At 58.8% G+C, this 12,384-nt stretch carries 10 protein-coding genes; 9 read left to right on the forward strand and 1 reads right to left on the reverse strand.

What is annotated here, in order from left to right; translation table 11 throughout:
• Nucleotides 1–73: 73 nt before the first annotated feature.
• Genes hemA through prmC form a run of 3 tightly spaced genes read left to right on the forward strand, consistent with a single transcriptional unit; the run spans nt 74 to nt 3,271 of the window.
• Nucleotides 74–1,327 (forward strand): glutamyl-tRNA reductase, encoded by a 1,254-nt coding sequence (hemA, locus tag SLIT_RS01250; protein ID WP_013028396.1) that lies wholly within the window; start codon nt 74–76, stop codon nt 1,325–1,327.
• A complete protein-coding gene (gene prfA / locus SLIT_RS01255; RefSeq protein WP_013028397.1) occupies nt 1,324–2,406 on the forward strand; it encodes a peptide chain release factor 1 in 1,083 nt (360 codons plus the stop codon). The genes hemA and prfA overlap by 4 nt, the downstream gene beginning before the upstream one ends.
• 4 nt (nt 2,407–2,410) lie before the next feature.
• Nucleotides 2,411–3,271, forward strand: coding sequence for a peptide chain release factor N(5)-glutamine methyltransferase (gene prmC / locus SLIT_RS01260; protein WP_013028398.1), 861 nt, complete (start codon nt 2,411–2,413; stop codon nt 3,269–3,271).
• A gap of 253 nt (nt 3,272–3,524) precedes the next feature.
• Here the strand turns inward: prmC and argH are convergent, their stop codons facing one another.
• On the reverse strand, nt 3,525–4,910 hold the full coding sequence (gene argH, locus SLIT_RS01265; RefSeq protein WP_013028399.1) for an argininosuccinate lyase: 1,386 nt from the start codon (nt 4,908–4,910) through the stop codon (nt 3,525–3,527).
• 36 nt (nt 4,911–4,946) lie between these two features.
• On the opposite strand from argH, the gene SLIT_RS01270 reads away from it, so the two are divergent.
• The 6 genes from SLIT_RS01270 (at nt 4,947) to SLIT_RS01295 (ending at nt 12,136) form a co-directional block, all read left to right on the forward strand.
• Complete coding sequence (locus SLIT_RS01270; RefSeq protein ID WP_013028400.1) at nt 4,947–5,978, forward strand: sensor histidine kinase; 1,032 nt, start codon at nt 4,947–4,949, stop codon at nt 5,976–5,978.
• 5 nt (nt 5,979–5,983) lie between these two features.
• On the forward strand, nt 5,984–6,748 hold the full coding sequence (locus SLIT_RS01275; RefSeq protein WP_013028401.1) for a LytR/AlgR family response regulator transcription factor: 765 nt from the start codon (nt 5,984–5,986) through the stop codon (nt 6,746–6,748).
• A gap of 3 nt (nt 6,749–6,751) precedes the next feature.
• Entirely contained in the window at nt 6,752–7,444 is a 693-nt protein-coding gene (locus SLIT_RS01280) for a response regulator transcription factor (protein ID WP_013028402.1), read from the forward strand.
• Entirely contained in the window at nt 7,428–8,678 is a 1,251-nt protein-coding gene (locus SLIT_RS01285; RefSeq protein ID WP_013028403.1) for a sensor histidine kinase, read from the forward strand. Before SLIT_RS01280 ends, SLIT_RS01285 begins: the two co-directional genes overlap by 17 nt.
• 220 nt (nt 8,679–8,898) lie before the next feature.
• A complete protein-coding gene (locus SLIT_RS01290; RefSeq protein WP_013028404.1) occupies nt 8,899–10,212 on the forward strand; it encodes a hypothetical protein in 1,314 nt (437 codons plus the stop codon).
• Between the two features lie 604 nt (nt 10,213–10,816).
• Entirely contained in the window at nt 10,817–12,136 is a 1,320-nt protein-coding gene (locus SLIT_RS01295; protein ID WP_013028405.1) for a hypothetical protein, read from the forward strand.
• Nucleotides 12,137–12,384: the final 248 nt, after the last annotated feature.

A 12,384-nucleotide genomic window follows, 5' to 3' on the forward strand; every position in this document is an offset into this window, starting at 1 on the left:
GGGCTGGCTGGTGTTCGGCACGCCCAGCCTCTATAATCCGCATCCTTGCGAAACCGGATAGTCGTTCATTACCATGCAGTTATTCACTTTCGGCATCAACCATCAGACCGCGCCACTCGCTGTGCGCGAGCAGATCGCGTTCAATGCCGAGACGCTGGATAGCGCGTTGCGCGACCTGGTCGACAATGGCGCCGCCAAGGAAGCGACCATCCTTTCCACCTGCAACCGCACCGAGATCTATTGCAGCACCAGCGCGCCGACCCAGGCGGTCGGCTGGCTGGCTGATTACCATCATCTGCCGGAAGCGGAGATCGAACCGTATATCTATCGCCTGCCGCAACAGGAAGCGGTCAAGCACGCTTTCCGCGTGGCCAGCGGACTGGATTCCATGGTGCTGGGCGAACCGCAGATACTTGGCCAGATGAAGCAGGCTGTGCGCCAGGCCGAACAGGCGGGCACGCTGGGTTTTCTGCTGCACAAGCTATTCCAGCGCACTTTCTCCGTCGCCAAAGACGTGCGCACGCAGACCGAGATCGGCGCCAATCTGGTTTCCATGGCTGCCGCTGCGGTGAAGCTTGCCGAGCGTATCTATCCCAGCATCGCCGAACAGCGCATCCTGTTCGTCGGTGCGGGCGAGATGATCGAATTGAACGCGGTACATTTTGCCGCCCGCAATCCGCTGCAGATCACGGTCGCCAACCGCACGCTGGATCGTGCGCAAGTGCTGGCGCGCCGTATCAATGGACATGCCATCACGCTGAACGAATTGCCGGAGCAACTGGCGCATCACGACATCATCGTCACCTGTACCGCCAGCCCCTTGCCGATCCTGGGCAAGGGGCTGGTCGAGCGAGCACTCAAGACACGCAAGCACCGGCCGCTGTTTATCGTCGATCTGGCGGTGCCGCGGGATGTGGAAAAGGAAGTCGCGGAATTGAGCGACGTGTTCCTTTACACCGTGGATGACCTGTCCGACGTGGTGCGCGATGGCCTGGATGCGCGCCAGGGTGCGGTGAAGGAAGCTGAAGTCATCATCGATTCCGGCGTCAACGATTTCATCCACTGGATGCAATCGCGCGAGATGGTCCCGACCATCCGCGCACTGCGCGATCATGCCGAACGCCAACGCCGCAGCGAGATGGAAAAAGCCCTGCGTCTGCTGGCCAAGGGGGAAAGCCCGGAGAAGGTGCTGGAGTCGCTGAGCGCCTCATTGACCAACAAATTCCTGCATGCCCCCACCCATGCCCTGAACCAGGCACAGGCGAACGAACGCGAAGCGATCCTGGAAGCAGTCCACCGTATCTACCGCCTGCACTCCCCCGAATGAAATCGAACATCTCATCCAAACTCGCCCAACTCAGCGAGCGGTTGGACGAGGTCACCCGTTTGTTGAGTAGCGAGGAGGCGACGCGGGATATGGATGCGTTCCGCCGGCTCAACCGGGAGCGCGCCGAGATCGAGCCGGTGGTCGATCTCTATCATGCCTGGCAGGCCTGCGAGGCTGATATCGCCACCGCGCAGGAAATGGCGGGCGATCCCGACATGCGCGAATTTGCCGAAGCCGAGATCAAGGCCGGACGCGAGCGCCTGGAGCAGCTCGAAGTCGACCTGCAAAAGCAGTTACTGCCGAAAGACCCCAACGACGAGCGCAATGTGTTCCTTGAAGTCCGTGCCGGCACGGGCGGCGACGAGGCGGCGATCTTTGCCGGCGATATCTTCCGCATGTATGTGCGTTTCGCGGAACGGCGCCGCTGGCAGGTCGAGATCATCTCCGAAAGCCCCGGCGAGATGGGCGGATACAAGGAAGTCATCGCCCGCATCATCGGCCAGGGTGCCTATTCCGTGCTGAAGTTCGAATCCGGTGCGCATCGCGTGCAGCGCGTGCCCGCCACCGAAACGCAGGGCCGTATCCACACCTCCGCCTGCACCGTTGCCATCCTGCCGGAAGCGGACGAAGTGGGCGAAGTGGAACTCAACCCCGCGGAACTGCGCATCGACACCTTCCGTGCGTCCGGTGCCGGCGGACAGCACATTAACAAGACCGACTCGGCCGTGCGCATCACCCACCTGCCTACCGGTACCGTGGTCGAATGCCAGGACGGGCGCTCGCAGCACCAGAACAAGGCTCAGGCAATGCGCGTGCTGGCGGCGCGCATCAAGGACAAACAGGAGCAGGAAGCGCACAGCAAGATCGCCGCCGAGCGCAAATCGCTGGTGGGCAGCGGCGACCGCTCCGAACGCATCCGCACTTACAATTTCCCGCAAGGCCGCGTCACCGACCACCGCATCAACCTCACGCTGTACAAGATGGACCAGATCATGGACGGCGACATCAGCGAACTCACCAATGCCCTGATGGCGGAGCATCAAGCCGAACAACTGGCGGCATTGTCAGAAGAGGGCTGATGTCTTGCGCGACATCGGGAACATATTGCGGGCAGACGCTGCGCGCCTGGATGCCGCACTCACGCTCGGCACAGCGACAGCGCGCATCGAAGTGCAGTGCCTGTTGCAGAACGCACTGAAAGTACCACGCTCCTATTTGCTGGCACACCCCGAGCAAGTGCTGGATGCAACGCAGCAGGCGTCTTATGCAAATCTGTTGCAGCGGCGTCTGCAGGGCGAACCTGTCGCGCATATCCTGGGCGAGCGCGAATTCTTCGGACTGAATTTCAAAGTCACGCCAGCCACCCTCATACCGCGCCCCGAGACTGAGTTGCTGGTGGAGTTGGCCTTGCAACGCATACCGGCGCATGGGCATTTCCGCGTGCTGGATATGGGAACGGGTAGCGGCGCGATCGCACTGTCCATCGCCCATGCCAGGCCGGAGGCCGAAGTGGTTGCGGTAGATGCCTCAGGGGCTGCACTGGAGGTTGCGCGTGAAAATGCTGTGCGGCTGGGGATTCGCAATGCGACCTTCATCCGGAGCGATTGGTACGCCGCACTCGACGACAAGCGCTATGGTTTGATCGTCTCCAATCCGCCCTATATCGAGACGGGCGATGCGCACCTGACGCAGGGCGATCTGCGTTTCGAGCCGCCATCCGCATTGGCGTCTGGCGCTGACGGCATGGACGACATTCGCCGCATCGTCGGCCAGGCGCATCGATTTCTCGAACTCGGCTCCTGGCTGTTGCTCGAGCATGGCTATGAACAGGCAGAGACGGTGCGGCTTTTGTTAGGCCAGAATGGCTTTGCCAACGTCTTCTCGGTCAAGGATATAGCCGGTATAGAACGGGTCAGCGGCGGGATGTTGGAACAATCCTGTTAAGATTCAAATGGTTTGATGCAGGAATGAAAGAAGGAAATGCGAAAGGTATAGGCCGCTATCTAGACCGTTTGGCATATATGCAAGCCTGAGGGCGGCACTTACAATCTGCTTCGAGTTGTTAGAGTTTTGAGTTGAAACCGACTCAATCTTTCATACTCTCCTCCTATTCAGGGCTATCGCAAGGTGGCCCGTTTTTTTTGCCTGTAGTCTGGTTTTCTGGCCGGACGGCTTGTGATCCCTGCCGGCAGTTCTATCAGAGCAGTTTGCGCGCACGCGCTATGGCCGCTTCCACCTGCTGCGGGGCGGTACCGCCCGTGTGGTTGCGCGCCGCGAGCGATCCTTCCAGTGTCAGCACGCCATAGATGTCGTCCGCGATCAGGTTCGAGAACTGTTGCAGCTCGTCCAGCTTGAGTTCGGCCAGGTCGCGGCCTTTCTGCTCGGCATGGCGCACGGCCAAAGCTACCGCCTCGTGCGCATCGCGGAACGGCAAACCCTTCTTCACCAGATAATCGGCCAGGTCGGTTGCCGTGGCGTAGCCCTGCAAAGCAGCACTGCGCATGGCCTCCTGCTTGACCGTGATGCCGCTCATCATGTCGGCATAGATGCGCAAAGTCTGGGTGAGCGTATCCACTGTATCGAACAGCGGCTCCTTGTCTTCCTGATTGTCCTTGTTGTAGGCCAGCGGCTGGCCTTTCATCAGGGTGAGCAGCGCGACCAGATGGCCGTTCACGCGTCCGGTCTTGCCGCGCACCAGTTCGGGCACATCGGGATTCTTCTTCTGCGGCATGATCGAAGACCCGGTACAGAAGCGGTCGGCGATATCGATGAAGCCGAAACGCGGGCTCATCCACAGGATCAGCTCTTCCGACAAACGAGACAGGTGCGTCATGGTCAGGGCGGCGGCGGCGGTGAATTCGATGGCGAAATCGCGGTCGGACACCGCATCCAGCGAGTTCTGGCACACCGACTCGAAGCCCAGCAGTTCGGCCACCATCTCGCGCTTGATCGGATAACTGGTTCCAGCCAGCGCGGCGGACCCGAGCGGCAAGCGATTGACGCGGCGGCGCGCATCGCCGAATCGCTCCACGTCGCGCTGGCACATCTCGAAATAGGCCATCAGGTGATGGGCGAAGCTGACCGGTTGCGCCACCTGCAGATGGGTGAAGCCCGGCATGATGGTGTGCGTGTGATGTTGTGCCAGATCGAGCAGGGCTTTTTGCAGGTTCTTCAGCAGTGCAATGATGTCGTCGATGGCGCTGCGCAGATACAGGCGGATGTCGGTCGCCACCTGGTCGTTGCGCGAGCGTCCCGTATGCAGGCGCTTGCCGGCATCGCCCACCAGCGCGGTAAGCCGTTTCTCGATGTTCAGGTGCACATCTTCCAGGTCGAGTTGCCAGACGAAGTCGCCGTCGGCGATCTCTTTCTCGATCTGCGCCAGGCCGCGCTGGATGTCGTTCAGGTCCTGCACGCTGATGATGCTGCAGGCAGCGAGCATCTGCGCATGCGCCAATGACCCGCGGATATCGAACAGTGCCAGGCGCTGGTCGAAATCCACCGAAGCGGTATAGCGCTTCACCAACTCCGCCACGGGTTCATTGAAACGTCCCGACCATGCCTGTTTGTCTTGCATCGTTGCCATGTCTTGTCCAGAATGTGCGGCACTTGAAAGGTCAAAATGCCGGAGACACGCAGTATAAATCAAAACATTGCGTCCAAGCTGTTGCCCGACTTCCGCAATCTGGGTACCGCGATGCGCATCATCCTGCTGGCCAACGCCATCGCACTGCTCGGTGCCGCCTCGCAGGCCGTTTCGTTCGATGACTTGCAGGGCGGCCTGCTGCAAGGCTCGGCATTGCTGCAGCCGGTCCTGCTAAGCAGCTTGCTGATGTTGTATGCGCTCAATCCGGTATTGGCAAAACTGCCATACCGGCAGGGTGTGGCGGCTGTGGTGGCCGTAGTGGCCGTACTTACCTTGTTGATCGACTTGTCCGGCGGCGAACTGTTCGCCGCGTCCGGAGGCTATGGAGCGTTTCGCTACATGCGCCATGCATTCGTCGGCATCGCATTGTCGCTGCTGCTGCTGTCATACTTCCGCCTGCGCGCGCTGGCACTGTCGCCCGCAAAACAGGAAGCGCGCCTGCAAGCGCTGCAAGCGCGCATCCGCCCCCACTTCCTGTTCAACACCATCAACGCCGTATTGAGCATCGTGCGGGCCGACCCCAAGCGCGCAGAGAACGCACTGGAGGACATGGCTGACCTGTTCCGCGTGGCGATGACCGAGCAGCACGAACTGGTTGCGTTGGGTAAAGAGGTCGAACTGGCCAGGCAATATCTGGCCATCGAAGAATTGCGTCTGGGCGAACGGCTCAAGGTGAGCTGGAATATCCGCAACATGCCGTCCGATGCGCTCATCCCGCCGCTGGTCCTGCAACCGCTGCTGGAGAATGCCGTCTATCACGGGATCGAGCCGCTGCCGGAAGGCGGCACCATCGACGTCCGGCTGTACCTGGATGACAACGAATTGAATCTGGAAGTGAGCAACCCGGCGCCGGCCCAGGCCGTGCCGCACGCGAATGGCAACAAGATGGCACTCTCCAACATCCGCGAACGCTTAGCCCTGCTGTTCGATGTGGAAGCGCATTACCAGGTGGAACGCGATGCGGACCGTTACAACGTACACATCCTCATTCCCTATGTGAAAGGGTAGCCAGCATGAACGACACAGTCACCCTGCCGCTCACTGTCTTCATCGTCGATGACGAAGCGCCCGCGCGCAACCGCCTCAAGGAGCTGCTGGCCGATTGCGATGCACAGTTCCCCTTGCAGCTGGTGGGCGAAGCAGCCAACGGACGGGATGCGCTGGACAAGCTTGCCGAGACGCCTGCCGAAGTCGTGCTGATGGATATACGCATGCCGCAAATGGACGGCATCGAACTGGCGCGCCATCTGAACAAGCTCGATCACCCCCCGGTGATCATCTTCACCACCGCATATGACAGCTATGCCATCCAGGCATTCGAACAACGCGCCATCGATTACTTGCTCAAGCCGATCCGCCTGGGACGCCTGTTCGACGCCCTTTCCAGGGCGCGCGACATGGTGCCGATACGCACCGAAGTGCTGCGCGAACTCACGCCCGAACCGCGCAGCAACCTTTCTGCGCACGAGCGCGGCAAGGTGCTGCTCATCCCCATCGACCAGGTACTCTACCTGCGTGCCGAATTGAAATACGTTACAGTACGGACTTTGGAGCGGGAGTATCTCATCGAAGAATCGCTCACCGCGCTGGAAAAGGAGTACAGCGCACGCTTCGTGCGCATCCATCGCAACTGCCTGGTGGCAAAGAAGGCTATTGCAGGTTTTGAAAAGGGTGGTGAGGAAGGCGAAAGTGGCTGGTTGATGATCCTGGAAGGGCTGGATGAGCGGTTGCCGATCAGTCGTAGACAAATGAGTGTCGTTAAGGAATATGGGAAATAAACTATGCGTGTACTGATCATTGAAGACAATCGAGACCTTGCTTCCAACATGTTCGATTTCCTGGAAGCCAAAGGACATGTCGTGGATGCGGCAGGGGATGGCATATCCGGCATGCATTTGGCGCTGGTCAATCAATATGATGCGATCGTGCTCGACCTGATGCTGCCGGGCATGGACGGCATCACGCTGTGCCGCAAATTGCGGGAAGAGGGGGGCAAGGACACGCCGATCCTGATGATCACCGCGCGCGATTCGCTGGAAGACAAGATCGCCGGCCTGGAAGCGGGTGCGGACGACTACCTGGTCAAACCCGCCGAGTTGCGCGAAGTCGAGTTGCGCTTGCGCGTGCTGTTCCGGCGCGGCGGAGACCACACGCAGAAGCAGAAGAAGATGACCGTGGACGACCTCAGCATGGACCCGTTCACCTGTTCGGTGAAGCGCGGCAACAAGTCCATCGACCTGCCGCCGATCCCGTACAAGATACTGGAGATACTGATGGCGCGTTCTCCCCAAGTGGTCAACCGCGAAGACATCGAGCATGTCGTGTGGGGCGAAGGACGCCCGGACAGCGATTCGCTGCGGGCGCATGTGCATCTGCTGCGGGAACTCATCGACAAGCCGTTCGAGCGCAAGCTGTTGCGCACCATGCGCGGATTCGGATACCAGCTGGTCAGCCCGGATGTTCCGGACCAGTAGCCTGCGTTTCCGTGTCGCATATTTCTATGCGATTTTCGGGGCGGGGCTCAGCATCCTGCTTTCCATGGCGGTCTTCTTCTCGGTGCAGGAGATCGGGCACCGGCTCATGGACGACACCCTGCGCCTGGAGCTGGACGATCACATCATCGACGGCAAGTTCATACCGCCGAACACCATCGCCATCAAAGGATACGATCTTTCCGATGGCGAATCCGAAAACATTCCCCCCGAGGTGAAAGATCTGTCCCCGGGCAGTTTCAACACGACGGTCGGGCTCACCGACTACCGGGCGCTGGTCGTCGACCGGCGGGGCAAACGTTACGTCATGCTGTTCGATACGGATAGCGAACATCTGCGCGAATCGAGATTCTTCGTGTTCGTGGTGTTCTTCAGCATATTCATGAGCGTCAGTTCGGCGGCGGGCGGCTTCTGGCTGGCCAGCCGCGTCACTTCATCGGTCACCCGTCTGGCCAGGCAGGTCAGCCGAGCCGAGCCGGGGGACACCGAGCTCTCCCTGATCAAGCTCACCAGCAACGACGAAGTGGGAGACCTGGCCCGCGCCTTCGATCGCTACTTGCGCCGCCTGCGCGAATTCGTCGAACGCGAGAATTTCTTCACTGCGGATGTGAGTCATGAATTGCGCACGCCGCTCGCCATCATGCTCGGCACGGTCGAGGTGCTGGAGCAGGATGGAACGCTGACTGCAAAACAGGCAGAGCGTGTCGCGCGCATCCGCCGCGCCGCGCAAGACATGATCGAGCTGACCTCGGCCTTGCTGCTGATGGCGCGCGAACACCGCAATACCGCGGATGAACAGCCGTGCAACGTGGCCGAAGTGACGCTGGCCTGCGTCGAAAAGCACCGCCACCTGATCGGTGACAGGCCGATCCGCATGGATGTGATATTGACCGCTCAGCCGAGCCTGGTCGTCGAGCGGCCCCTGCTTGAGATCGTGATCGGCAACCTGATCCGCAATGCCTTGTTCCACACCGAAGCGGGCGTCGTTTCGCTGAAGCTTGAAGACAAGCGGCTGGTCGTGCAGGACACCGGCGCCGGGATGCGGCCGGAAGAACTGGAGCGCGCGCTGGAACGCTATTACAAAGGTACATCGAGCGCGGGGGCCGGCGTCGGACTGTCGCTGGTCAAGCGCATCTGCGACCGCTACGGCTGGCGCATCTCCCTCGACAGCAAGGAAGGGCAGGGCACTGCGGCGGAGATCGGTTTCTCGGCCTGATCGAAAAGCGAGTTTATAATCGCGTAAACCGCCAAATCACTGATCTGTTGCAATAAACACAAATTCACCCATCTTTTACGCTGCGTTAACGGTGTCTTTACGGGGCCGTTGCTAGTATTTGGCCATCCTGTGCAAGTAATTGGTTTTGATCGCACATGGTGAAGTATCTGGCTCGGGGGGGGTCTGTTCCCTGAATTTAAATCTCTGGAGGAGAAACGCAATGAAGAAAATCGTACTGTCTCTGGCAGGCGTGTTGGCAGCAACCGCATTCGCACCTGAAGCATCCGCACTTCCATTGTTCGCACGTCAAACCGGCATGGCATGTTCCGCATGTCACTTCCAACATTTCCCGATGCTGAACAGCTTCGGCCGCGCATTCAAGGCAGCCGGCTTCACCATGGTAGGCGCACAAGGCAAGATCGAGGGCGACAACCTGTCGATCCCTGACACGCTGAACGCAGCCGTGTTGACCACCATGGGTTATGTGAAGACCAATAACAACGGAGCAAATGCTGCGGGCGTAACTGCTCAAACAGCAAACTCCACATTGAATACGCCCCAAGACGGCACGATCTATGTGCCGGGTACCAATGGCGAGTTCTCCCTGTTCCTCGGCGGCCGTACCAGCGATTTCTCCGGTGCGCTGGCTGAAGTCGGCTTGACACAATCTGGCGGTATCGGCGCCGGTCTGGCTTCTGCCAAGTTTCCGTTCATGGTGCCGGTGGGTGACATGCACATTGGTATCGTTCCGTTCACAACAGACGGTCAGGGCGCATCCTACGGCTTCGAATACCTGAACACCGGTGCCAACGCCGTGCATACCATGCTGTTCGCCGGCGGCGACGTCAACGGTTCTATCGGGACAACGGTTTCTGCTCAGCAATACCTTGGTACTGCTACAGCTGCAACCGGTGCGGCCCTGGTTGCCAATAGCGACCTGGGCTTCATCAACATCACCAAGTTCCATGGCGTTGGTACCAACAATCTGGGCTTTGCGAACGGTGGAAAGCTGGGTTCTACCTACATCCGCGTAGCTGGTACGTTCGACGTGGCTGGCTGGGATTCCGCTGTGGGCGTACAGAGCTGGAGCGGTGTTTCCAGCGACGTTACCGCATTGTTAGCGCAAGAAACCAAGGCAACGGCGATCGACGGCCAGATGCAAGGCACGGTAGGCGAGATGCCATTGGGCGTGTATGCCAGCTATGCGACGGCACCTGTGGCCAGCACTGGTATGACTAACCTGTACAACGCAAATGTTGCTGCAGGCGCAACTGCACGTAAGGCAATCGTAGTTGCTGCAGAACTGGGCTTCATGCCGGAAGTGGCAACCGTTGGCGTCGCTTACCGCAGGGGTACTACTGGTGCGGGCAATGGTGTCGATGGCGACAATTCCATCCTGCTGTCGGCCAGCTACAAGATCCAGCAAAACCTGTTGTCGCAGATCGTCTACACCAAGCAATCCGGTTCCGCATGGAACGGCATTGTTGATGGTGGCGACAAGCAGCTCGCGATCAACCTGGCAGTGCTCTGGTAATAGATCACTCGTTCCGCTGCGCACGCAAGTGTGCAGCGGGTGAGGCAAGATCCGTTACCAAGGTTCAGGAATCACAGAAAACAAACCACAAAAACTACCAAGCCATGTGGTTGGGTCGTTGCTAGGTTCGTGATTCTCTGCAAGGCGGGGAGCTGCGGAGGGTCACACCAGAGGGGGCCAGCGCCAAGGCCCAGCACACGACGGCGAGTAGTGGCAACATAATTGGGGAGACTTCGGTCTCCCCTATTTTTTGGCCTTTATTTTTGAATTCACCAAGCTTGGCGCTTGCGTCGAGCGCCTTTGCATCTGCCATCAAGGCGAAGATCCTGCAGCATCAAAACCCATGCGCTGCCTGCCTATCGGGCTATTCGAGCCCTGCGCATCGATGCTATTAACGTATTAATGACGTATGAATAACTAATTCTTGATTTTCAGTGTCTCGAAAACACCAAATTAACGTGTTCTTGACGTTGTCTTGACTTTTGTTTGACAAAGCGATTGCTAGGATGCCCCTCCTACCGGATGCACTTTAGGGTTATACCCCATAGCGCAAGGGAGTCAGGTAGAGGTAAGCAGTTCATTATTTCATAAGAGGAGAAACGTAATGAAGAAAATCGTTCTGTCCCTGGCAGGCGTTTTGGCAGCAGCCGCATTTGCACCAGAAGCATCTGCCGTTCCGGCATTTGCGCGTCAAACCGGTATGGCATGTTCCGCATGTCACTACCAGCATTTTCCCTTGTTGAACGGTTTCGGCCGTTCGTTCAAGTCCGCGGCGTACTCGATGATGGGCGCACAGGGCAAGATCGAGGGCGAGAACCTTTCCATTCCCGATGTGGTTAACTTCGGTGGCTTCACGACCACGTTTGTCCAATCCCAGTCCGCTGGCCAAACTGCCGGTGTGGGCAATGCTGTGGCAGTACCCAAGTGGGGCGTTCCGGGAACAGGCGGCGAACTGTCGCTGTTCCTCGGTGGACGCATCTCCGACTTCGCCGGCTTCCTGGGTGAAGCAGGTCTGGGCGGTGGCGGTGCGGCCAACACTGGCGGTATCGTCGGCGCCGCCAAGCTGGCCATGTTGTTCCCGGTGGGCGATGCCCGCGTGGGTACCGTGATCTACTCGAGCAATGGTCAAGGCGCTGCATACAGCTTCGAATTGCTGAATACCGGCGCAGCCAATACCCACAAGCTGATGGGCAACAACGGTCCGTCCAGCCAGCACGTCAAGGCGACTTCGGCTTCCCAGTACTTCGGTACCAACACGGCTGCGACTGGTGTCAACGTGGTGGCGAACAGCACCATGGGCTTCATCAACGTCGGTGCCTACGAAATGGCAGGTAACAGCCTGGTTGGCGGTGCCAACAACCTGAACCTGACCTATATCCGCGCAGCAGCGACCATCGACTTGGCCGGCTGGGATGCAGGCTTCGGTATCCAGAACTTCGGCGGCAAGAGCTATGTGACCGGCGGTAACAACGTGGCTGCAGTTGCCGGTACGGCCAACGCACCGAAGGCAACCATCATTGACGCACAGATGCAGGGTGATCTGGCCGAGATGCCGGTCGGCTTCTATGCTTCCTATGGTACGGCAGCTGCAGGTACCGCGACAGAAACCAACATCTTCAATCCGATGGCTCCCAACGGTGGTGCAGGCACCACTGCAGCAACTTCGTTCAACGTGGCGGCTGAGTTCGGCATCATCCCGCATGTGTCGACCATTCAGGTGGCGATGCGTTTGGCAAAGAACGGTGCGGCAGTCAACAACACCGACAATGCTTTGATGTTGGGTGTGACTTACGAGCTGGCGCAGAACGTGGCACTCAGCTTAACCCGCACGCAACAGTCGGGCAGTGCATGGAACACCGATGCCGCAGGCAACCAGGCTGTGGGCAAGACTGCCAACACACTGTTGCTGGAAGCGCTGTTCTAATCACAGCGTTCAGGCTGAGACTGGTTGACGGCGGGCCATTTTCCAGGAAACGGGATGCACGGAAAATGGGCTGAGCTGAAAGCAGGATAAAGAAATCAAAAAGCTGCAAATTTGGGAGGCCTGGGCCTCCCATTTTTTTCGCAAAACAAAAATGTTGCACAAAAGATACAGCATGCTTATGTCGGCAACATCATCAGCAGTGATTCATACAGAAATAAAAGCAAATAGAATCATCATTCTGAGCAGCA

Origin of the sequence: Sideroxydans lithotrophicus ES-1, from assembly GCF_000025705.1 — a bacterium.
GTDB lineage: Bacteria > Pseudomonadota > Gammaproteobacteria > Burkholderiales > Gallionellaceae > Sideroxyarcus > Sideroxyarcus lithotrophicus.